Genomic DNA, 22,188 nt, shown 5'->3' with positions numbered 1-22,188 from the left:
CAGGTGTGGCGCGGGCGCCTGCCGTCCCTGGCCGGCCCGGCGCCATGCGCGCGTGGCATGACGGCGCGATAATGGCGGCCTGTCCGTTCGCCTGACGAGGCTCGCATGCGCCATTCCCTGTTCGCCGGCCTGTTGCTGGCCTGCGTACCGCTGACCGCGGCCGCGTCCTGCGTGGAGGGCGCGGTGTTCGACGATGCCAACGGCAATGGCGTGCGCGACCCGGGGGAACAGCCGCTGCCGGGCATCCGCGTGTCCGACGGCGAGCACATCGCCGTCACCGGCCGCGAGGGCCGCTACCGGCTGCCGGATTCGCCGCAGCCCGTCGTGTTCGTCATCAAGCCCGCGGGCCGTCGTGCCGCCGCGCGTGCCGATGGCCTGCCCGATATCTGGCGCCCGCGCGCGGGCGAGGTGGCGGGTACCCAATGCCGCCCGTTCGCGCTGGTGCCGCAGGCGGATGCGGCGGACAGTTTCCAGGCCCTGGTGATGGCCGACAGCCAGACCTCCAGCACGCTGGACGTGGACTACTTCGAGCGCGACATCGTCGCGCCGCTGCGTGGCCGCCACCAAGCGCGGCTGGGCATGACCCTGGGCGACATCAGCAACGACGACCCGGCGCTGTATCCGCTGCTGGTCAAGGCGGTGACCTCGCTGGGGGTGCCGTGGCTGCACGTGCCCGGCAACCACGACATGGACCTGGGCGCGCGCAGCGATGCCGACGCGCTGGACAGCTTCCACCGCCAGCTCGGCCCGGACACCTATGCCTGGGAAGAACCGTCGATGGTGTTCATCGGCCTGGACGACGTCATCGCCCTGCCGGGGCAGAAGCCGGCGTATGTCGGCGGCCTGCGCGAAGACCAGTTCGCCTTCCTCGAGCGCTACCTGCCGACCCTGCCCAGGGACCGGCTGGTGGTGCTGGGCCTGCACATCCCGCTGTTCGACCGCGGCTTCCGCGCCGAGGATCGCGCGCGCCTGTTCGCGCTGCTCGAGAAGCTGCCGCACCCGCTGGTGCTCAGCGGCCATACCCACAACCAGAGCCAGGTGTTCTGGAGCGCGGCGCAGGGCTGGAAGGGCGCACGGCCGCTGCACGAATACAACGTCGGTGCGGCCTGCGGTGCGTTCTGGTCCGGAGTGAAGGATGCGCAGGGCATTCCCGACACCACCATGTCCGATGGCACGCCCAACGGCTACGGCCTGCTCAACGTGCAGCCGCAGGGCCGCTACAGCGTGGAGTACCGCGTCGCCCGTGCGCCGGAGGACATGCAGATCGCGCTGCATGCGCCCCGGGTGCTGCGGCATGGCGCGTACCCGGCGTGGGGGGTGTACGCCAACGTGTTCATGGGCCATGACGGCCTGCCGGTGGAGTTCCGCGTCGACGGCGGCGACTGGCAGCCGATGAAGCGGGTCGAGCAGCCCGATCCGCGCCTGCTGGCCGAGAACGTGGCCGACGACCAGGCCGACCTGCTGCGCGGCTACGACCGTTCGCCCGAAGCCACGCCGTCCTCGCACCTGTGGCGCGCGGCGTTGCCGACCCGGCTGGAGGTGGGCGAACACACGGTCGAGGTGCGCACCACGCTCAACGGCAGGGAGTACCGCAGCCACACCACCTACCGGCTGCAGGACGCGCAACCCTGATGCAACTGGCGGGAGCGCAGGTCGGTCCGCGATATGGCTTTTCCATTTGCCCCACGCAAAGAATGTGCGGACTGTTGCAGAGGGAGTCGCGGCTCATCGCGCGCCAGCCTGTGCTTCTACGGGGATTCGTGCTTGCTGTTGCTTGCCAGCGGGGCATGCACACGAAGAGATAGCGCAGCGGCGCGCCCGCCGGTAGTCCGCCCTGTCAGCGCGCCAAATACGAGCGCAGGCAGGGAGCCATCACCAATGCAATCAAATATCTGCTGATGCCACGATGGATAATGGAAATTATGGATTTTTTTTCGCGCTGCGCCTGATCCAACCCGGCAAGCCGAACCGCACGCCTATGTCGAATCTTCTAAAGGCCGCCTGCGCGACGAGTGCCTCGACGAACACTGGTTCCTCCATCTGTTGCACGCCCGGGTCGCATTGAAACCTGGCATCGGGAATACAACGAGGAGCGGGTGAAGAAGGCACTCGACGGGCTGATGCCATCCGCCTACATTACCCCGGACTCTGAATCGTCCTGCTACTGAAGGCGGGGGCGTCGGCGCTGCGTCAGGTCAATTGGTGGGCTTGGGCTTCGTTTCCTTGTGCATCTGCCAACATCCAAAGGAAGAGTTGCGTTCCAAAACTGAACTTGCCGGGCGAAATCTCTTTTCTTGACAGTTGGGGGTAAATTGCATGGGGGATATGGGGTTGATAAATGGGATGTTGGATATTGCGGGGTGGTAGGTAAAATGAAATCTATGGAAATGGGTGGGGTGAGATTGCTGATTTATTATGTTTTGGCAGTGGCTTTTCTAACAACCCCGTATTTTCTGTCGAAAAGTTATGTGGAAAATTTAATAGCGGCCATGCAGGAGGGTGGGGTGCCGCTGGTAAGTTATTATGCAAATTTATTTGTAGGGCATGGATACGGGGATTGGAGGGAGCGATTGATATGCGCCTATTTGGCATTTCTGCTGTCTCCATTTCTTGTTTATCGGGCATTTAATTATTCTCGTTATGTTGTTTACCCCTTTGTTTCCGAGATTGAGGGGCGAAAGCAAAGGCGAAGCTGGATTGTTGTCGTGTGCTTTGTTCTTGTCGCGATGTGCCTGTTTGCGATAATTCGGCTACCTGGGGTCGATATAGTAATTACCCGGAGATATGAAAATATTTTCGGAATCAAGAGCGCGCTTATCCTTGTTTCCGAGATTATGGCTGTCGGTGTTGTTTTGGGTAGAGGTGTCTTTGAAGCCACATTGGTCAAGGAATGATGCAGAATGGGGGCGCCATCTATCTGCTCGCTGACGACTTGGACGCAGCAGGCCATTTCTGCTGGTTCCACGGCAAAGGGCGTGCAGCCAGAAGCTCAGGGCACCATGCCGATAGCAGGCATGCCCTAATGGACAGTCGACCACGGGGCGTCATGGCAGGAAAGTGACTTCTTGAGAACACGAAATCACCGAATCGACTGGTGGCGTGAGCACAAGCCTGACCGCCTCCAGCGGCCATACTTTGTAGACACGCTAGAAGTGCGCGAAATGCCTGCAATCGATTGGCTCTAAGGCATGGGGGTGAAATTCCCCTTGTCGACGCCAGTGGCTATGCAGCTGGCCGAGGATTTTTTCGGTTACGGTTTAAGCCTCGAATCGGATCAGATTGCGCTGGACTATGTTTACGATCTGAAGGGCGCCAAGGGTCTGTTCTATCCGTCGCGGGAGCAATTCGAAGTCGAAACGACGCAGGCAGCCGTGGCGGATTGCCAGTATCTCATTGGTGTTATGGCTCTTCAGGCGGAACGCCTCGCGCCGCTTGAAGGGCGTCAGCTTGCTAAGCAGCAGTATCCAGAACTCGCTACGATGTTCTGATCCCATCCTGTGTGCAGTAACGGTATGCATGAAGCCCGGGAAACCGGGCTTCATGCACAGGCTCTGCACCCGAATACGGTCCATGGACAGGGCTTGACCGCACGGGCTCAAGCGGGTTTATTCATGAAGGGTTATCCAGAATTTCTGGAGGCGGGTGGACTTCATGCCCTCTTCCCGATTTGCTATGGAAAGCGGCTTGCAGAGAGATCATTTCCAGCCTGGCGCCATACCGGGCCGACGGCGCATGCACGAACGGATAGGGTACCGGCGCACTTGCCGGCAGCCCGGCGCGCCAGTGCGCCAGCACCGGCGCGATCGCCTTGCCGGCGGCGAATTGGGGATGCGATGGCAACTCGCCTTCCTGCTTCTCGCGCCGGCGAACGCTGTCGCGGGCCATGGCGAAGGCGGCGGCGAAGTCGTCGGTGGCGTTCAGCGCCTCGACCAGGAACGCGCGGCCGAACCAGGTGGCGCTGTCGGTATTGCCGCAGCCGAAGGAGGGGCGGTCGCTGCGCGCAGCGGTGATGACCATGCGGTTGGCGGCCTTCAGCACCGGCACGAAGCCCCCCGAATAGCAGGCCGAGACCACGATCACCGCATTGCCGATGCCGGCCTCTTCGAGCAGCTGCGCCAGGTCCTCCGGCGTCAGGTAGTCCTCCTGGTCCGGCCCGGTGTGCAGGTAGAGGCTGCTGTCGTCCAGGCCATGGCTGCTCAGGTACACGAACAGCACGTCCTCGCGAGGGTCGAGCACCTGCCCCAGCCCGTCCAGCGCGCGGCCGATGCTTTCGTAGGTCGCCGGCGGCAGCGGCGCCTCATCCGGCAGCGTGTCCGGCTGGTTGACCAGCGCCAGCATGCGCCCGGGCGCATCCCAGCGCCGTGCCGACAGCTGCCGCAGGTAGGCGACCTCGTTGCGGAACACGTCCTCGTCGGCATCGCCGGCCACGCCCAGCACGTACACGTCGGCCACGCCCGGGCGCTGCGGCGGCAGCCGCGCAAGCATGTCCTCGAGCAGGGCCTGCTGGCGGTCGTCCAGCGCCGGCGTGGTCGGTTCCCAGGGCGGGGTGTCCGGGGTCTGTGCCAGCGCCGGCCAGATCGCGCAGGCCAGCGCGCAGGCCAAGGCGATGGCGCGCGGCTGCCGGGTGCGGCGGATCGAGGCGGTGAGGGCTGCGGGCATGGGCGCTGGGTCGGCGGAACCGGATGATCGTATGCATTATCAACCCGCCGCGGGAACCGCCGGTGCCTGGTCCAGCGCGTCGCGCCAGTTCAACCACCACGCCTTGGGGGGGCGCGGGATCTGTTCCCACCATAGGTTCATGGCCTGCACGTCGCCGTGCAGCCACGCCGCGCGGTGCCCTGGCGGAGGCGCGCTGTCGAACATTGTCGCCAGCCGGGTGTAGAGCGGCCCGGAGGCCAGCGCCGGATAGCGGGTAAGCAGGGTGAGCAGGCTGAACCGGTCCGCGGCCGTCGCCTCGCGTGCGACCCGGGCCTCGGCATCGGGGGGGCGCTGGCCGGCGGCCATCGCCTGGTCGAAGCGGATGACGGCCGTGCGGAAGCCGGCGCCCGCGTCGCTGGCCAGTGGAATGCCGCTGCGTTCGGCGCTGAAGTCGAGGGTCGAACCGGCCGGCACCAGGGTTTCCTGGCCTTCCACGCGGTGCATGACCCAGCCGCTGGTGACGCGCAGGGTGCCGTCGCCCTGTGGCGAGCGGCTCATCTCGAACGCGCATCCCAGGTCGACGGTTTCGCTGCTGCCGGTGGCGATGCCGAAATGCCCGGGTGGCGCCCAGATGCGCGCACGGATGCGACCTTCCAGCAGTTCGAGGCGGTGGTGGCCGGTGCGGGTGTCCGTAAGCCGGACCCGGGTCCCTGGCAGCACCTGCATCCGGCCGATGCGCGCCACCTGCAAAGTGGCCGACTGCGTTGCCGCCGTCGCCAGCGTCTGTCCGACCGCCAGCGTCGCCGGCAGGGTGCGGGCATCGGCTTCGACCTCGACCGCCCACTGCCGGTGCTCGCTCCACTGCAGGCGCCATGGCAGCCACGCGGCGACGATGGCAATGCCGGCAACCAGTGCGGCGGCCGCGGCCATCGGCAGGACCCGCCTGCTGCGCCTGCGGCGCAGCGTCGGTGCGGTGGGCAGCGGCCCGGGGACATGGCGGTAGCGGCCCAACAGTGTGGTCAGCCGCTCGAGTTCGTGGTCGCCCGGCAGGTCCGGGTCCCACAGCGGATCGGGTGTCTCAACCATCGCTCGTTTGCTCCTGCCGGGCGATGCCCAGCGCATCGCGCAGCCGCTGCATGCCGCGGTGAAGGTTCACCCGGACCGATTGCGGGGTCAGTCCGGTGAGGCTGGCGATCTCCGGTCCGCTGAGGCCTTCGACCAGGCGCAGGATCAGGGTCTCGCGGTAGGCCTCGGGCAGGGTGCGGATCGCGTGCAGTGCCTGGCCGGCCTGCGCCATCGCGTCCGGGCCCGCCCCAGGCCAGACCGGTTCGTCGGCGTCGGCCAGCGCATGTTCGTCGAGGGCGGTTGGGGGCCGGTTGCGGCGCGCGATCATCGCGATCCATGGCCCGAAGCGCGCCGGCTCGCGCAACTGCTCCAGCCTGCCGAAGGCGATGACGAAGGTTTCCTGGGTCAGCTCCTCCGCCCGCGCGCGCGGCGCCATGCCCAGGTGGATGGCATGCACCAGCGGGGCGAAGGTGCGGTAAAGCCAGGCGAACGCCGCCTGCGACCCGCGGCGGGCTTCCTGTACGTGCCGGGCGATGTCCAACGGGAGGGTCGCGGCCTTCATGTCCTGGAGGGTCGGGGGGACACGGGGAAAGAGGGAGCGGCGGTGTGGAGTGTTAACACGGCGACGCGGTTAACGCCGAGGCGGTGGCGGCGCTCTTCATCACAGCCCCCTGCCTGGAGCATCCGCATGCAACGATCCACCGGACTGTCGATCCCGTACCCTGCATCCCCCGCCGCACCGGCCGTGCGGGTGCCGCTGCTGTTTGTCCTGCTGGCCGCCTGCAGCGCTGCCGGCGCCGCTACCACGCCGGTCGTCGGTCGGCCCTGCGAGGACTGCGAGGTGGCGCTGATCGGGTTGCCGGCCGCGCCGGCGGCCAGCGCCCGGTTGGCGCCGGTCGACGAGCCCGGCCAGCGGCTGCGCCTGCATGGGCGCGTTACCGATGCGCACGGGCGGCCGCGCCCGGGTGTGGTCGTCTATGCGCACCAGACCAACCAGCAGGGCCTCTACCCGGGCGAGAAGACCGACCGCACACCGGGTGTCCGCCAGCACGGACGACTGCGCGGCTGGGCCGCCACCGATGCCGACGGGCGCTATGCGTTCCTCACCGTGCGCCCGGGCAGCTACCCGGGAACCCGCTTGCCCCGGCACATCCACCTGTACGTGATCGAGCGTGGCTGCGCGCTGTACTACATCGACGACGTGTTGTTCCGCGACGACCCGCACCTGACGCCCGCGGTCGCGCGCAAGGCGTCGCCGGGCCGTGGTGGCCCGGGCATCGTCACGCCGGTGCGGGTCGGCGATGGCTGGGAGGCGCAGCGCGACATCGTGCTGGGCCGGAACATCCCCGGATACCCGCAGTGCGCGCCGTGAGCGGCCGCCGCGTGCAGCGTTATCCGCTCGCCCTGCGCCTGCTGCACTGGCTGCTCGCGCTGCTGCTGACGCTGCAGATCGCGCTCGGGTTCGCGGCCGAACATGCGCCCACGCCGGCGCTGTCCGAGGCGCTGTTCCCGCTGCATTTCCGGCTGGGCATGCTGATCCTGTGCCTGACATTGCTGCGCCTGGCCCTGCGCCTGTGGCTGCCGGTGCCGGGAGCCGACGATGCCACGCCCTGGAGGGGATGGATCCGCAGCGGGGTCCATGGCCTGCTGTACGCGCTGGCGCTGCTGCTGCCGGTGAGCGGCCACGTGATCTGGGTCTGGATGGGCGCGGACCGGACCCTGTTCGCGGGCGTGCAGGTGCCGGCGCTGTTCGTCCCGCCGGCCGACGAAACAGGACGGGCGCTCGCCTGGTACGTGCATGTGTACGGCGCCTGGGCGCTGTCGGCCCTGGCCGGCCTGCATGTGGCGGCCGCGGTGTCGCGCCAGATCCGGCATGGTGACGGTTTCATCGTCCGGCGCATGGGGTTCGGTGCGTTGCCCGGAAAGGCCGCAGACGGCGGGCCGGCACGATGCACCGGCGCCGGCGCGGCGTCGCAGGTCGGGGAATGAAGTCGGCATCCGACGGAGGGCAGATGCCCGCCGCCTGCCGGCGGCGCATCAACCCCGTCGCAGCCAGAAATAGATCGGCAGCCCGGCCACGACCAGGCCGGCGCCCCACAGCAGCGCTTCGGCGCCGATGCCGCCCAGCGCGTAGAGGCTGAAGGCCAGCGCGCCGGCGGCGGCCAGCCGCGAGCCCCGGCCATCGCCGCGCCACAGCCAGGCGGCTGCGCCGGCAAGGTAGGGCAGCAGGGTGGCGGCGGTGGACAGCAGCACCGAGAACTTGAACAGGTCCACCAGCGAGCGGTTGTAGTTGCTGATCACCAGCACGCTGGCCAGCAGGCAGCTGACGATGACGCCGAAGGCCGGGGCGCCGCGCGCGTTCTCGCGGGCGAAGGCGCGCGGCAGCACGCCGTCGCGGGCCGCGGCCATCGGCAACTGCGCCGCCAGCAGGGTCCAGCCGTTGAGCGCGCCGACGCAGGACACCGCCATCACCACCGCCAGCAGCACGCCGGCCGCCGGGCCCCACAATGCCGCCGCAGCGTCGGCCATCGGGGCGCTGGAACGGGCCAGCACCTCCGCCGGCAGCAGGCCGAGCACGGTGGTGCAGGCCAGCACCGTGGCGATGCCGGCGATCGCGGTGCCGGCCACGGTGGCGCGGGCCACGGTCCGCGGGGCATCGTCCACCGATCCGGCCGGCACGGTCGCCGCTTCCAGCCCGATCATCGCCCACAGCGTCAGCGCCACGGTGGCGGCGGCCACGCTGCCCAGCGATTCACCGCTGGGATTGAACGGCACGTAGTGGCGGGTGTCGACGAACCACAGCGCCACCAGCCCGAACAGCAGCAGCGGCACCACTTTCAACACGGTGGTCAGCAGTTGCACGCGGCCGGCCTCGCGCAGCCCGGCCAGGTTCACGCCGGCGCACAGCCACAATGCGACCAGGCTGCAGCCGGCCGCGCGCACCGGGGTGGCGGTCAGGGACGGGAAGATGGCGCCGATGCTGCCGGCGAACGCCACCGCGATGGCGGCGATCGCGCACCACATCGAGATCCAGTAGCTCCACGCCACCACGAAGCCGGGCAGTTCGCCGAACGCGTTGCGCGCGAACACATACGGGCCACCGGTCTGCGGCCAGCGCCGCGCCAGGCGGGCGAAAGTGACCGCCAGCAGCAGTGCGCCGCACAGGGTGATGGCCCAGCCGACCAGGGTGGCGGCGCCGTAGGGGGCCAGCGTGGCCGGCAGCAGGAAGGTGCCCGAGCCGATCATGCTGCCCACGACCAGGGCGGTGGCGGACCAGAAGCCCAGCGGGCGGTGGGGGGTAGTCATCAGGAGCTAAGGAGCAGGGCGCGGCCGCGGGTACCGGGGCACCGGGTCGGGCGGAAGGGGGGAGGCGCCCGCCGCAACGGGCGCGGGAACGGGCGCGGATTATGACGCGTTGCCGGCGCGGCGGCGATGGTCGCCGCGGCAATGACCTTTGGCCCTTTCCCCGGCGGGAGCGCTGCGTGGACGCTGGTGGCTTCCTGCATCCGATGGATTCCCGATGACGCTGCGTCCCCTGGCCCTGTCCGTTTCGCTGTCCCTGGCCACCGTGCTGGCCGCCTGTTCCCCGTCCACGCAGCCGGCCGCGGGCGATGCCGCCAGCCAGGCGCCGCAGGCCGACAAGGCCGCCCGGCTCAACCAGCTCTATGCCGACTACTGGGAGGGCGTGCTGAAGCTGAACCCGTTGCAGGCGACCTTCCAGGGCGACAACCGCTACAACGACCAGCTGCCGGATTTCGGCTCGGCGCAGTTCCGCAAGCAGAGCCACGACTTCACCCGCGAATGGCTGGACAAGGCGGAGAAGATCGGCGATGCCGGGCTGGCCGGGCAGGACCTGCTCAGCTACCGCATCTTCGTCCAGGAGCAGAAGCAGTCGCTGGAAGGCGAGAAGTTCCCCGGCTGGATGATGCCGGTCAACCAGATGGGCTCGACCGTGAGCTACGCGGTGATGCTGGGCTCGGGCCAGGTCGCGCAGCCGTTCAAGACGGTGAAGGACTACGACAACTGGCTGGCGCGCGCCGCGCGCATCCCGGTGCTGCTGGATACCGAGATCGCCAACATGCGCGAAGGCATGAAGGCCGGAGTGGTGCAGCCGCGCGTGCTGATGGAAAAGGTGGTGCCGCAGTTCGATGAGATCCTGGCGGCCAAGGGCGCCGAGGACAGCCAGTTCTGGGGGCCGATCAAGGCGATGCCGGCCGATTTCGCGCAGGCCGACAAGGAACGCCTGGCCGCGGCCTACCGCACGCTGATCGAACAGCAGCTGCTGCCGGCGATCAGGAAGCAGCGTGACTTCATCGCCAACGAGTACCTGCCGGCGACCCGCGACACGGTGGGCCTGGACGCGTTGCCCGACGGCAAGGCGTGGTATGCCTTCAACGCCAAGGAGAGCACCACCACCGCGCAGACCCCGGAGCAGATCCACGAGATCGGCCTGAAGGAAGTGGAGCGCATCCACGGCGAGATCCGCACGGTGATGCAGCAGGTCGGCTTCAAGGGCTCGCTGCAGGACTTCTTCAAGTTCATGCAGCACGACAAGCAGTTCGAATTCGGCTCGGAGGCGGCGCTGCTGGAGCACTACCGTGGGCTGGAGGCGAAGATCAACGCCAACGTGCCCAAGCTGTTCTCGCTGACGCCGAAGGCCGGTTTCGAGATCCGCCCGATCGAGGCGTTCCGCGCCAAGTCGGCGGCCGGCGGCGAGTACATGCAGCCCAGCGAGGACGGCAGCCGCCCGGGCATCTTCTACGTCAACACCTACGATCTACCGACCCGCAAGACGTGGGACGCGGAGGACCTGTTCCTGCACGAGGCGATTCCGGGCCACCACTTCCAGCTGGCGCTGCAGCAGGAACTGCAGGGCGTGCCGGCGTTCCGCCGCTTCGGCGGCGAGACCGCCTTCATCGAAGGCTGGGGCCTGTACGCCGAAAGCTTGGGCAAGGACCTGGGCGTTTACACCGATCCGTACAGCTATTTTGGCCGCCTGCAGGGCGAGCTGTGGCGCGCGGTGCGGCTGGTGGTGGATACCGGGCTGCACGCCAAGGGCTGGAGCCGGCAGCAGGTGCTGGACTACATGTTCGCCAATTCCTCGGTGAGCGAGCCCGATGCGGTGGCCGAGGCCGAGCGCTACATTGCATGGCCGGGCCAGGCGCTGGCCTACAAGACCGGCGAGCTGAAGATCCAGGAGCTGCGGCGGCGCGCGGAACAGAAGCTGGGCGGCAAGTTCGACATCCGACAGTTCCATGCCGAGGTGCTGAAGGACGGTTCGGTGCCGCTGGACGTGCTGGAAGAAAAGGTCGACGGCTGGATCGCCACCCAGGGCGGCTGAGCAGCGCCGGGCGTGGACGGGGGCGGCCGTGTTGCCGCCTCCGTTGCCCGGTGATGCCGGCGGCGTCGCCAGCGTCAGCTGCCGCCGACGTCCGTCTGTCGCCACGCTGCAGCAACGCACTGGTGCAGCCGCCGCTCTCGCCGCCGGTGCGGCCGTGCCGCATGATTCCTGCTTCCTCTTGAACGACTCCATGGCGGCCGGACGGCAACGTCCGCGCCGGCCCGCCCGCTCTCCCCGCAGATGACCCTGATCGTATCGTTGCTCCTGCCGCTGCTTGCCCTGTGGTTGTGGTGGCCCGTGCAGTTTCCCGGAAGGCGGCAGCGCCGCTGGCACCTTGGCACCAGCGTGGCGCTGGCCCTGGTCGGAGTGGGCCTGGCCGCGCTGTGGCGGATGGACGTGCTGGCGTACGCGGCCGAAGCGTGGATCCAGTTGGTGCTCGGCTGGGTGCTGGCGATGTTCGTGATGCTGCTGGCCTGGCTGGCGCTGCGCGAGCTTGGCTGGCTGCTGTCGCGGCTGGCGCCCCGCACCTCCGCCCTGGCCACGTCGTGGCATGGCGCACGCGCCAACCAGGCCGCCGCCGCGCTGATCGTGCTGCTGGCCACGCTGGGCATCGTCAATGGCCTGAAGCCGCCAGCGGTGCATGAGCGTGCGCTGGTGGTGCCGGGCCTGCCGCAGGAACTGGACGGCCTGCGCATGGCGGTGATCGCCGACCTGCACGCCAGCCCGGTCAAGCGCACCTGGCGCACGCGCCGCGTCGTCGATGCGGTGATGGCCACGCACCCGGACCTGATCGTGCTGCCGGGCGACATGGTCGACGGCGAGGTCGAGGACACGGCGGCGTTCGTCGCCCCGCTGGCCGAACTGGCCGCGCCGCACGGCGTATGGGTGGCGCCGGGCAACCACGAGTACTACCACGGCTACCGGCGCTGGATGGCGCACTTCCGTGGCATGGGCCTGGGCGTGCTGGAGAACCAGACCGCCCGGCTCCACATCGGCGGCCGCACGCTGGCGGTGTCGGGCGTGGGCGACCTGGCCGCGCTGCGCCCCAGCGCCTACATGCGTGGCGGGCTTGCCCCCGACCTGCCGGCAGTGATCGCGGCGGGCAAGGGCAGCGACGCCCATATCCTGCTTGCCCACCAGCCGAAGCAGGCGCGCGCGGCGGCAGCCACCGGCGCGTTCGACCTGCAGGTATCCGGCCACACCCATGGCGGGCACATGCTCGGGTTCGACCGCTGGGTGGTGGCGCCAGCCAACCACGGTTACGTGCGCGGCGACTACCGGGTCGGGGCCATGACCCTGTTCGTCAGCAGCGGTGCCGGGCAGTGGGATGGCTTCAGCGTGCGCCTGGGCGTCCCGTCCAGTATCGATGTGCTGGTGTTGAAGGCCGGGCAGGCGCGCGCCCGTTGAGACGCCCGCGGTCCTAGTCCCCTGCGGCCATGCCGGCGGCCGCGGCCTTCCTGTCCGGCATCAGCCGCGGCAGCGCGCTGACCACCGCCAGCGCGGCCACGGTGGTGGCCAGCGCCACCATCTGCATGCCCATGCCGGCGGCCATGCCGATCGCCGCGGTCATCCAGATGCCGGCGGCGGTGGTCAGGCCCTGCACGCGTTCCTTGCGGTCCTGCTTGAGGATGGCACCGGCGCCAAGGAAACCGATGCCCGAGACGATGCCCTGCATGACCCGGGTGACATCGGCGCCGCTGATGCCCATCTGCAGCGGCGCCAGCACGAACAGCGCCGAGCCCACCGATACCAGGATATGGGTCTTCAGCCCTGCCGCGCGGCCCTTGCTCTCGCGTTCCAGCCCCAGCGCGCCGCCGAGCACGATGGCGGTGAGCAGGCGGGTGGCGACGACGGTCAGGGTGGCGACGTCGGGGATGGCGAATTCGGCGGCCAGCGCCTGGCCGACCTGCGCGGTGATGCTCATCGGATGCCTCCGGCACGGTTGCGGTGCGTGTCGACGCACGGGATGTCGGCGCACGCTAGCATCGCGCCGATGCGACCCGGGTGATGACCGCGCCGGTGCCGGCGCCAGCGGCCGGCCGGGAGCAAGCGCACCGGCAGCGGCCCGCAGACGGCAACGGCCCCGTGAGGGGCCGTCATGGTCCTGCGTGGAGAGCCGCCGGCTGCGCTCAGGGCGTGATCTGTTCGAAGTTCTCCACCCGGACGTGGCCATGCGTGGCGTTGCCGGTGCGTGGCATCGGGTAGTCGTCGCGGCGGTCCAGCAGCACCGTGCGCAGCCCGGCCTCGCGCGCCGCGTCCAGCTCCTCGACGATGTCGGACAGGAACAGGATGTCGTGCGCCGCGATGCCGATGGCACCGGCGATGCGCGCATAGCTGCCGGCCTCGCGCTTGCCGCCGACCTCGGTATCGAAATGGCCGGAGAACAGGCCGCTGAGGTCCCCGGCGTCGCTGTAGCCGAAGAACAGCTTCTGCGCCGGCACCGAGCCGGAGGAGTACACGTACAGCGGGATGCCGGCGGCATGCCAGCCACGCAGCACCGCGGCGACCTCCGGGTACAGGTGCGCGGTGTAGTCGCCGTTGCGGTAGCCGGCGTCCCAGATCATGCCCTGCAGCGCCTTGAGCGCGGTGTGCTTGCGGTCCTGGTCGATCCAGCCCTGCAGGGCCTCGACGACGACCTCGTCCTGGCAGGCGCTGGCGGCGATCTCGGTGGCGACCGCATCGAGCCAGCGGCGCACCTCCGGTTCCTGCCCGTGCGCGCGGACGAAGCCGGGCAGGGCGGCGCGTGCATAGGGGAACAGCACTTCCTTGACGAAGGAGATGCTGGAGGTGGTGCCTTCGATGTCGGTGAGGATGGCGCGGACGGTCATGACGGTGGTTCCGGTTCCTTCCCCTGCCGGGGGAAGCTGCCGCGTGGGGCAGTCAGGGCGATGGCAGCGCGCGGCGGCGGTGCGGGTGCGGGGTGGGGCAGGTGCGGCGCAGCACGCTGGCAGGCGTGAACCCGCCCCGCGCACGGCACCGCGCGGGCGTCCACGCTCAGGCCGGTTCCGGCGTGTAGCGCGGGAACTTGCGTGCGATGTCGGTGCCGGTGAAGTGGCCGACCCAGCCATCGGGCTCGGTGAAGAAGCGGATCGCGACGAAGCTCGGCTCCGGGCCCATGTCGAACCAGTGGGTGGCGCCATCGGGCACCGCGATCAGGTCGTCCTTGACGCACTCCACCTCGTAGACCTTGTCGCCCACGTGCAGGGTGAACAGGCCCGAGCCGGCGACGAAGAAACGCACTTCGTCCTCCTTGTGATAGTGCTCGTCGAGGAACTTGAGGCGGATCTGCTCGCGGGCGGGGTTGTCCGGCGCGATAGACGCCACGTCCACGCTCTTGAAACCATGCGCGGCGACCAGGCGGTCGATGTCCTCGCGGTAGGCGGCGAACACGTCCTCCTGGCTGGCGCCCGGCGCGACCGGATGCCGGGCCTGCCAGCGCTCGAAGGTGACGCCGATCTTCTCCAGTTCGGCGCGGATGACCGCGCCATCGCGGCTGTCCAGCAGCACGGTGTCGGGGTCGGTGTCGTTGAAGATGCGCAGTCGGCTCATGGCGGCGGCTCGAGGCGTGGGGAACGGGAAGGGTAGCAGGGCAGCCGGCCCCACCGGCGCGCGGATGCCCGCGGGAAACGGACTCAGACGGCGGCGCGCAGCCGGCGCAGCTCCAGTTCGCAGTGGAGCAGGAACTCGAACGCTTCCAGGTGGCGGCGCGCCTCGGCCATGTCGCGGCCCCAGGCGTACAGGCCGTGGCCATCGATCAGGTAGCCCCACATCGGGCCCTTGTCGAGTTCGGCTTCCACCTGCGCGGCGAGCACATCCATGTCCTGGGTGTTGGCGAACACCTTCAGGTCCACCGCGGTCTCGTGGGTGGCGTTGCCGTGCAGCGCCTTGAGCAGCTCGTAGCCCTCCAGGCGCACGTGGCCGTCGCCGCCATACAGGCGCGAGGCGATGGTCTGCACCGGCGAATGCGTGTGCAGCACGCAGTTCACCTCGGGAAAGCGCGCGTAGAGCTGGGTATGCAGCAGGGTCTCGGCCGACGGGCGCAGCGGCCTGCCCACGGCCTTGCCGTCGAAGTCCACGACCATGATGTCGGCCTCGACCAGCCGCCCCTTGTCCTTGCCGGACACGGTGATCGCCGCATGGCGGTCGTCCAGGCGGTGCGAGAAGTTGCTGCTGGTGGCCGGCGTCCAGCCGGCCCGGGCCAGTTCGCGGACGTTGTCGATCAGCAGCTGCGCCAGTTCGCTCAGCCGCTGGGCGTCATAGGGGACAGTGGGGGCATTCATGCCGCGCATTCTACCCAGCCGGGGACGTTCTTAGGGGCCGCGGGGCGCCAGGCCCGTGGCCCGGCATGCCATGCACGCGGCACCGTCCATGCCGCGGAGGCCATCGCGCCCCGCGCGCGGGATGTGCGGCGACGCGCATCGCCTGGGCAGAGAAGAAAAGCCCGGGTGTCTCCACCCGGGCTTCGAAGGGGCCGGCGCTGTGACCTGCTCAGCCGTTGCGGCCGCCCAGCTTGCTGTGGCGCATGCCGTAGGCGAAGTAGATGATGAAGCCGGTGGCGGTCCACAGGCCCATCAGCATCCAGTTGTGCAGGGTCATGGCGGTCAGCAGGGCGATGCAGCTGAGCACGCCGAGGCTGCAGATCAACCAGGCCATCGGGATGCGGAACGGGCGCGGCAGGTCCGGCTGGGTGCGGCGCAGGACCAGCACGCCGGCGCAGACCGCGGCGAAGGCGATCAGGGTGCCCATCGAGGTCAGTTCGCCGAGGATGTCCAGCGGGAACAGCGCGGCGAGCAGGGCGATGCCGATGCCGGTGATCACCGTGTTGATGTGCGGCGTGCGGTACTTGGGGTGGATCCTGGTGAACACCGGCGGCAGCAGGCCGTCGCGGCCCATGATCATGAAGATGCGCGGCTGGCCGATCACCATCACCAGCACCACCGAGGACAGGCCGATCAAGGCGCCGACCTCGACGATGATGCGCAGCCAGTCCAGCTGCGGATGCGCGGCGACCGCGGTCACCACCGGCTCGGCGGTGCCCAGCAGCTTGTACGGGACAAGGCCGGTCATCACCGCGGCCATGGCGATGTACAGCACGGTGCAGATCACCAGCGACAGCAGCATGCCGATCGGCAGGTCGCGCTGCGGGCGGTGCGATTCCTGGGCGGCTACCGAGACCGCTTCGAAGCCGATGTAGGCGAAGAACACCATCGCCGCACCACGCAGCACGCCATCGAAGCCGTACTTGCCCGGGCCTTCGTTGGCGGGAATGAACGGGGTCCAGTTGGCCGGGTCCACGTACTTCCAGCCAGCGATGATGACCAGCAGGATCAGGCCGGTCTTGAGGATGACCATGGCCATGTTCATCGCCGAGGACTTGCTGATGCCCACGTAGCACAGCCAGGTCAGCAGCAGCACCAGCACGGCGGCGGGGATGTTGGCGATGGCGCCGGTCGGGCGCAGCTGGGCGTCCAGTGGCGCGTTGACCAGCGCCGCCGGCAGGTAGATGTCGAAATGGCTGAGCAGGCTGAGGAAGTAGCCGGTCCAGCTCACCGCCACCGCCGAGGCGGAGACGCCGTACTCGAGTACCAGCATCCAGCCGATGAACCAGGCCGAAAGCTCGCCGAAGGTGGCGTAGGTGTAGGTGTAGGCGCTGCCGGAGACCGGCACCATCGAGGCGAATTCGGCGTAGGCCATCGCGCAGAACGCGCAGCACACTGCCGCCAGCACGAAGGACAGCATGATTGCCGGGCCGGCGTGGTTGGCCGCGGCCTGCCCGGTGATGACGAAGATGCCGCCGCCGATGACCGCGCCGATGCCCAGTGCGGTGAGGCCCCAGGGCCCCAGAGTGCGGCGCAGGCTCAGGCCATTGGCCTCTTCATGGGCGGCATGCGGATGTTTGGTGGCCCACAGTTGCTTGAACATGGTGCGTGTTCGCTCGTCGTGCGTACGGGAACGGCCGGCGCGGGGCCGGCCGGAAGGAATGGAATCAGGCGTTCCGGTTCAGTTTGCTGTGGCGCATGCCGTAGCCCAGGTAGATGGCCACGCCCAGTACGTTCCACAGCACGAACACCAGCCAGTGCGCGGCGAAGGCCATCGCGAACAGGCTCAGGCAGATCAGCGCGCCCAGCGGCGCGACCAGCCACACCGCGGGCACCCGGAACGCGCGCGGCATTTCCGGGCGGGTGCGACGCAGGATCAGCACGCCGATGCAGACCGTGGCGAACGCCAGCAGGGTGCCCATCGCGACCAGTTCGCCCAGTACGTTCAACGGCACCAGCCCGGCCAGCGTGGCAGCCAGCGCACCGACGATCACGGTGCTCAGGTGCGGCGTGCGGAACTTCGGATGCACCCGGCCGAACACCTGCGGCAGCAGGCCGTCGCGGGAAATGGTGTAGGCGATGCGGGTCTGGCCCATCATCATCACCAGCACCACCGAGGACAGGCCGGCGATGGCGCCGATCTCGACCCATGTCTTGAGCCACGCCAGGTTGGCATAGGCCTCCAGCGCGGTGGCCACCGGCTTGTCGGTGCCCAGCTTGGTGTAGTGCATGAGGCCGGTCATCACCGCGCAGACCACGATGTAGATGATCGTGCACACGGCCAGCGAGCCGAGCAGGCCGATCGGCATGTTCCGCTGCGGGTCCTTGGTCTCGCCGGCGGCGGTGGAGACCGCGTCGAAACCGATGTAGGCGAAGAAGACGATGGAGGCGGCGCGGAACACCCCGCTCCAGCCGAACTCACCGAACACGCCGGTGGTGTTGTCGGGGATGAAGGGCGTCCAGTTCTCCGGATTGACGTACATCGCGCCGAAGCCGACGAACAGGCAGATCACCGCCACCTTGATCGCGACGATCACCGCATTGACGAAGGTGGACTGGGTCACGCCGACGTACAGCAGCCCCGAGATCACCGCGATGATCAGCACCGCCGGCAGGTTGAGCAGTTTGCCGGAAGCGACGAACTGGCCGTTCTCCCACGCGATCGGCGCGGCGGTCAGCGCCTCGGGGAAGGGCAGGTGCAGGGTGCTGGTGAGGAAGCTGAGTAGATAGGCCGACCAGCCCACCGCCACCGACGAGGACGCGAACAGGTACTCCAGCACCAGGCACCAGCCGATGAACCAGGCCATGCCTTCGCCGAGGGTGGCGTACGAGTAGGAATAGGCGCTGCCGGAGACCGGCATCATCGCCGCGAACTCGGCGTAGCACAGGCCGGCGAAGGCGCAGGCCAGCCCGGCGAGCACGAACGACAGCATGATCGCGGGGCCGGCGTGGTGGGCCGCCGCCTGCCCGGTGATGACGAAGATGCCGGCGCCGATCACCGCGCCCATGCCCAACAGGATCAGGTGCCTGGCTGTGAGGGTGCGCTTGAGCGTGGCTTCGCCCTGCAGGCTGCCTTCGACCGGCTCGCCGGCGTCCACGTGTGCGGCCGGCTCGACCGGTTTGACCCTCAACAGTGTTTTGAGCATTCGCTGTTTTTCCAGACCTGATGGTGTTTCCGCGCATCCACCGGGGATGCGCATGGGTGTGGCAAGCTGAACCGCCGGCAACGGCCTACCTTGCCAAAGCGCGGCCAAACCGACAAGCGCAGGTGCAGCATGGGCGGTGATAATGGCCGCCTGGTCGGACCGATGGGATGTGCCTGCAGTCATGTACGAACACGATGGGAGCCTGCGCGATGCGTTGCAGGACTATGCGCGACGGGTGCCCGAGCATGCGGAGGTGGCCGCGGGATTCCTGGGCCTGCTGGACGGGCAGGGCGCGGATCCGTTCCAGCGCTCGCGCCTGGACGGGCACTTCACCGGTAGCGCCTGGCTGGTCAGTGCCGATGGCCGGCGCGCGCTGCTGACCCATCACCGCAAGCTGGGGCGCTGGCTGCAGTTGGGCGGGCATGCCGACGGCGAGCGCGACCTGGCGGCGGTGGCGCTGCGCGAGGCTCAGGAAGAATCGGGCCTGTCCGGGTTGTCGCTGCAGGCGCAGGCGCCGTTCGATCTTGACCGGCACTGGATTCCCGAGCGTGGCGACGTGCCGGGCCACTGGCACTACGACGTGCGCTATGTGGTGCGTGCCGGTGCGGACGAGCGCTTCCTGGTCAGCGAGGAGTCGCTGGACCTGGCATGGCGCGAGATCGATGCCATCGCCGCCGATGCGCAGGCCGACGCCTCGCTGCGGCGCATGGCGCTGCGCTGGCTGGCGCACGCGCGCTGAGGCCAGGCGCCGCGATCCCGGCGGCGCCGGACCGGGCCCGTGGCGGGATGGCGCCCGGTGGCGGGCGCCGTGCTCAGTACAGGATGCGGGTGCGCAGCGTGCCGTCGATCGCGGCCAGTTCGTCGCGGATCGCGTTGGCCTGTTCCACGGTGGCGGTGATGTCCACCACCACGTAGCCCAGCTTGGGGTTGGTGCGCAGGAACTGGCCGTCGATGTTGAGGTTGTGGCGCGAGAACACTTCGTTGAGCCGCGACAGCACGCCCGGTACGTTGCGGTGGATGTGCAGCAGGCGCAGGCTGCGCTCGTGCTCGGGCAGGGTCACTTCGGGGAAGTTGACCGCCGACAGGGTGCTGCCGTTGTCGCTGTAGCGCACCAGCTTGGCCGCCACCTCGACGCCGATGTTGTCCTGCGCCTCCAGCGTGCTGCCGCCCACGTGCGGGGTCAGGATCACGTTGTCGTGGGCGGCCAGCGGCGATTCGAAACGGTCGCCGTTGCCCTTCGGCTCGACCGGGAACACGTCCACCGCCGCGCCGCCGATGTGTCCCGAGCGCAACGCCGCGTCGAGCGCGTCGATCACCACCACGGTGCCGCGCGCGGCGTTGATCAGGTGCGCGCCGCGCTTCATCTTCGCCAGTTGCGGCGCACCGATCATCCATTGCGTGGCCGCGGTTTCAGGCACGTGCAGGGTGACGATGTCGGCGCGGGCGAGCAGGTCGTCCAGGCTGGCGGCCGGCTGTGCGTTGCCCAGCGACAGCTTGGTCTCGATGTCGTGGAAGATCACCTGCATGCCCAGCGCCTCGGCCAGCACGCCGACCTGGGTGCCGATGTGGCCATAGCCGATGATGCCCAGGGTCTTGCCGCGCACCTCGTGGCTGCCGTCGGCCGACTTGGACCAGCCGCCGCGGTGGCATTCGGCGTTCTTCTGCGGCACCCCGCGGGTGAGCATGATGGTCTCGGCGATCACCAGTTCGGCCACCGAGCGGGTGTTGGAATACGGGGCGTTGAACACCGGGATGCCGGCCAGTTCGGCCGCCTCCAGGTCCACCTGGTTGGTGCCGATGCAGAAGCACCCCACCGCGATCAGCCGCTTGGCATGGGCCAGGACGTCGGCGTCCAGCTGCGTGCGCGAGCGGATGCCGATGATGTGGGCCTCGGCGATGCGCGCCTTCAGCTCATCGTCGGGCAGCGACTTGGTGTGGTACTCGATCTGCGAATAGCCGGCCGCCTTGAAGGTATCCACGGCGGTCTGGCTGACCCCCTCCAGCAACAAAACGCGGATGTCCTGCTTCGGGAACGAGGTCTTCTTGGGCGACATGGCGGCCACGGCGGGTTGGAGGGGGATGGACTGTTCACTATGCCAGAACCGCACCGGATTTTGGTGCGCTGCGCCATATGGCAACGCCTTGAACACAAAAGGTTTCATCTGAATTTACCGCGGCCATCTCGGGCCCTGTCGCGGTGACTGGACGGGCCGCTGCCGGGCTGGCACGCTTGCCGGCTTTCACGCCTTCGAAGCAACGCCATGACCGACCCGCGCCTGGACACCCTGCTGCACGCCTGCCCGGGGCTGCGCCTGAAGACCGACCCGGCCGACCTGGAGCATTACGGGCGCGACTGGACCCGGCGCTGGGCGCCGGCACCGCTGGCCATCGCGCTGCCGGGCAGCGTCGAGGAGGTGCAGGCGGTGGTGCGCTGGGCCAACCAGAACACCGTGGCGGTGGTGCCCTCGGGAGGGCGTACCGGCCTGTCCGGCGGCGCGGTGGCGGCCAATGGCGAACTGGTGCTGAGCCTGGAACGCCTGAACAAGGCGCTGGATTTCAACGCGGTGGACCGTACCCTCACCGTGCAGGCCGGCATGCCGCTGGAGGCCGTGCACAACGCCGCCCGCGAGCACGGCCTGCAGTACCCGGTGGATTTCGCCGCGCGCGGGTCCTGCTCTATCGGCGGCAACATCGCCACCAACGCCGGCGGCATCCGCGTGATCCGCTACGGCAATACCCGCGAGTGGGTGGCCGGCCTCAAGGTCGTGGCCGGCAACGGCGAGCTGCTCGAGTTCAACAAGGGCCTGATCAAGAATTCCAGCGGCTATGACTTCCGCCAGCTGATGATCGGCTCGGAGGGCACGCTCGGCATCGTGGTCGAGGCGACGCTGAAGCTGGTCGATCCGCCGCCGGCGACCAACGTGATGCTGCTGGCGCTGCCTTCGTTCGAGGTGCTGATGCAGGTGTTCTCGGCGTTCCGCGAGCGCATGCAGCTGGAGGCGTTCGAATTCTTCACCGATCGCGCGGTGCACCACGTCAGCGCGCATGGCGCGCAGTATCCGTTCGCCGAGACCTACCCGTACTACGTGGTGACCGAGTACGCCGCGGCCGACGAGGCGGGCGAGGCCGCGGCGCTGGCCGCGTTCGAGCACTGCATGGAACAGGGCTGGGTGCTGGACGGGGTCATCAGCGCCAGCGAGGCCCAGGCGCAGCAGCTGTGGCGCCTGCGCGAGGGCATCACCGAGGCGCTGGCGCGCTACCGGCCGTACAAGAACGACGTGTCGGTGCGCATCTCGGCGATGCCGGCCTTCCTGGCCGAGGCGCAGGCGCTGATCGGTGGCGCGTACCCGCATTTCGACGTGGTCTGGTTCGGCCATATCGGTGACGGCAACCTGCACATCAACGTGCTCAAGCCCGAGGACAGCAGCGATGCCGAGTTCCTGGGCCAGTGCGAGCACGTGACCAAGCTGCTGGCGCAGGTGCTGCACCGTTTCCATGGCAGCATCTCGGCCGAACATGGCATCGGCCTGGTCAAGAAGCCCTATCTGTCCAGCACCCGCGATGCGGCGGAAATCGCGTTGATGCGCGGGGTGAAGCAGGCATTCGACCCGTTGGGTTTGATGAATCCGGGCAAGCTGTTCGACCTGTAGCCGGCGCCCGGTTACGCTCGCCTCCTGTC

The 22,188-nt window shown here is 68.6% G+C and carries 20 protein-coding genes and 1 pseudogene; 10 read left to right on the top strand and 11 right to left on the bottom strand.

Features of this window, described 5'->3' with window-relative positions; translation table 11 throughout:
• Nucleotides 1-105 precede the first annotated feature (105 nt).
• The 4 genes and pseudogenes from F0P95_RS12735 to F0P95_RS12720 all read left to right on the top strand — a co-directional run bounded on the left by F0P95_RS12735 (nt 106) and on the right by F0P95_RS12720 (nt 3,488).
• Nucleotides 106-1,632, top strand: coding sequence for a calcineurin-like phosphoesterase C-terminal domain-containing protein (locus tag F0P95_RS12735; RefSeq protein WP_182334540.1), 1,527 nt, complete (start codon nt 106-108; stop codon nt 1,630-1,632).
• Nucleotides 1,633-1,939: 307 nt separating this feature from the next.
• Nucleotides 1,940-2,168, top strand: a pseudogene (locus tag F0P95_RS12730) (integrase core domain-containing protein); the annotation flags it as partial.
• Between the two features lie 204 nt (nt 2,169-2,372).
• Nucleotides 2,373-2,894: a hypothetical protein gene (locus F0P95_RS12725; protein WP_182334539.1), complete on the top strand. Its 522-nt coding sequence runs from the start codon at nt 2,373-2,375 to the stop codon at nt 2,892-2,894.
• Between the two features lie 300 nt (nt 2,895-3,194).
• Entirely contained in the window at nt 3,195-3,488 is a 294-nt protein-coding gene (locus F0P95_RS12720) for a hypothetical protein (protein WP_182334538.1), read from the top strand.
• A 121-nt stretch (nt 3,489-3,609) separates the two neighbouring features.
• On the opposite strand, the gene F0P95_RS12715 is transcribed toward F0P95_RS12720, so the two are convergent.
• The 3 genes from F0P95_RS12715 to F0P95_RS12705 are packed head-to-tail and all read right to left on the bottom strand — an operon-like array spanning nt 3,610 to nt 6,265.
• Nucleotides 3,610-4,659 (bottom strand): C13 family peptidase, encoded by a 1,050-nt coding sequence (locus F0P95_RS12715; protein WP_182334537.1) that lies wholly within the window; start codon nt 4,657-4,659, stop codon nt 3,610-3,612.
• Nucleotides 4,660-4,698: 39 nt separating this feature from the next.
• A complete protein-coding gene (locus F0P95_RS12710) occupies nt 4,699-5,724 on the bottom strand; it encodes a hypothetical protein (RefSeq protein WP_182334536.1) in 1,026 nt (341 codons plus the stop codon).
• Nucleotides 5,717-6,265, bottom strand: coding sequence for an RNA polymerase sigma factor (locus tag F0P95_RS12705; protein WP_182334535.1), 549 nt, complete (start codon nt 6,263-6,265; stop codon nt 5,717-5,719). Before F0P95_RS12705 ends, F0P95_RS12710 begins: the two co-directional genes overlap by 8 nt.
• A 126-nt stretch (nt 6,266-6,391) precedes the next feature.
• On the opposite strand from F0P95_RS12705, the gene F0P95_RS12700 reads away from it, so the two are divergent.
• Both F0P95_RS12700 and F0P95_RS12695 read left to right on the top strand, forming a co-directional pair.
• Nucleotides 6,392-7,075: a dioxygenase family protein gene (locus F0P95_RS12700; protein WP_182334534.1), complete on the top strand. Its 684-nt coding sequence runs from the start codon at nt 6,392-6,394 to the stop codon at nt 7,073-7,075.
• Entirely contained in the window at nt 7,063-7,692 is a 630-nt protein-coding gene (locus F0P95_RS12695) for a cytochrome b/b6 domain-containing protein (RefSeq protein ID WP_182334533.1), read from the top strand. Before F0P95_RS12700 ends, F0P95_RS12695 begins: the two co-directional genes overlap by 13 nt.
• Before the next feature lie 48 nt (nt 7,693-7,740).
• Here F0P95_RS12695 and F0P95_RS12690 read toward each other — a convergent pair whose 3' ends face one another.
• Nucleotides 7,741-9,009: an amino acid permease gene (locus tag F0P95_RS12690; protein ID WP_182334532.1), complete on the bottom strand. Its 1,269-nt coding sequence runs from the start codon at nt 9,007-9,009 to the stop codon at nt 7,741-7,743.
• A gap of 214 nt (nt 9,010-9,223) precedes the next feature.
• Here F0P95_RS12690 and F0P95_RS12685 point away from each other — a divergent pair, with 214 nt between their 5' ends.
• Entirely contained in the window at nt 9,224-11,044 is a 1,821-nt protein-coding gene (locus tag F0P95_RS12685) for a DUF885 domain-containing protein (RefSeq protein WP_182334531.1), read from the top strand.
• A 240-nt stretch (nt 11,045-11,284) separates the two neighbouring features.
• A complete protein-coding gene (locus F0P95_RS12680) occupies nt 11,285-12,451 on the top strand; it encodes a metallophosphoesterase (RefSeq protein ID WP_182334530.1) in 1,167 nt (388 codons plus the stop codon).
• A 13-nt stretch (nt 12,452-12,464) separates the two neighbouring features.
• On the opposite strand, the gene F0P95_RS12675 is transcribed toward F0P95_RS12680, so the two are convergent.
• From F0P95_RS12675 to F0P95_RS12650, 6 genes are all read right to left on the bottom strand, one after another.
• The gene (locus F0P95_RS12675; RefSeq protein WP_182334529.1) at nt 12,465-12,968 is read right to left on the bottom strand and encodes an MgtC/SapB family protein; all 504 of its coding nucleotides are present in this window, start codon (nt 12,966-12,968) and stop codon (nt 12,465-12,467) included.
• 205 nt (nt 12,969-13,173) lie between these two features.
• Nucleotides 13,174-13,872, bottom strand: coding sequence for an acireductone synthase (gene mtnC, locus F0P95_RS12670; protein ID WP_182334528.1), 699 nt, complete (start codon nt 13,870-13,872; stop codon nt 13,174-13,176).
• 166 nt (nt 13,873-14,038) lie between these two features.
• Complete coding sequence (locus tag F0P95_RS12665; protein WP_182334527.1) at nt 14,039-14,593, bottom strand: 1,2-dihydroxy-3-keto-5-methylthiopentene dioxygenase; 555 nt, start codon at nt 14,591-14,593, stop codon at nt 14,039-14,041.
• Nucleotides 14,594-14,676: 83 nt separating this feature from the next.
• Nucleotides 14,677-15,324 carry a methylthioribulose 1-phosphate dehydratase gene (locus F0P95_RS12660; protein ID WP_054666043.1) on the bottom strand — a complete coding sequence of 216 codons (648 nt, stop codon included), beginning with the start codon at nt 15,322-15,324 and terminating at the stop codon, nt 14,677-14,679.
• 208 nt (nt 15,325-15,532) lie between these two features.
• Complete coding sequence (locus F0P95_RS12655; RefSeq protein WP_182334526.1) at nt 15,533-16,966, bottom strand: amino acid permease; 1,434 nt, start codon at nt 16,964-16,966, stop codon at nt 15,533-15,535.
• Between the two features lie 64 nt (nt 16,967-17,030).
• Nucleotides 17,031-18,509, bottom strand: coding sequence for an amino acid permease (locus F0P95_RS12650; protein WP_182334525.1), 1,479 nt, complete (start codon nt 18,507-18,509; stop codon nt 17,031-17,033).
• Nucleotides 18,510-18,690: 181 nt separating this feature from the next.
• On the opposite strand from F0P95_RS12650, the gene F0P95_RS12645 reads away from it, so the two are divergent.
• Nucleotides 18,691-19,248: an NUDIX hydrolase gene (locus tag F0P95_RS12645; protein ID WP_056930837.1), complete on the top strand. Its 558-nt coding sequence runs from the start codon at nt 18,691-18,693 to the stop codon at nt 19,246-19,248.
• Nucleotides 19,249-19,321: 73 nt separating this feature from the next.
• Here F0P95_RS12645 and serA read toward each other — a convergent pair whose 3' ends face one another.
• Nucleotides 19,322-20,563: a phosphoglycerate dehydrogenase gene (gene serA / locus F0P95_RS12640; RefSeq protein ID WP_182334524.1), complete on the bottom strand. Its 1,242-nt coding sequence runs from the start codon at nt 20,561-20,563 to the stop codon at nt 19,322-19,324.
• A 207-nt stretch (nt 20,564-20,770) separates the two neighbouring features.
• Here serA and F0P95_RS12635 point away from each other — a divergent pair, with 207 nt between their 5' ends.
• Nucleotides 20,771-22,159: an FAD-binding oxidoreductase gene (locus F0P95_RS12635; RefSeq protein ID WP_182334523.1), complete on the top strand. Its 1,389-nt coding sequence runs from the start codon at nt 20,771-20,773 to the stop codon at nt 22,157-22,159.
• Nucleotides 22,160-22,188: the final 29 nt, after the last annotated feature.

The organism is Stenotrophomonas acidaminiphila, assembly GCF_014109845.1.
In the GTDB taxonomy this organism is placed as follows: Bacteria; Pseudomonadota; Gammaproteobacteria; order Xanthomonadales; family Xanthomonadaceae; genus Stenotrophomonas; species Stenotrophomonas acidaminiphila.
Note: the sequence above shows the minus strand (reverse complement) of the source record. Positions and strands in the feature narration are given on the sequence as shown.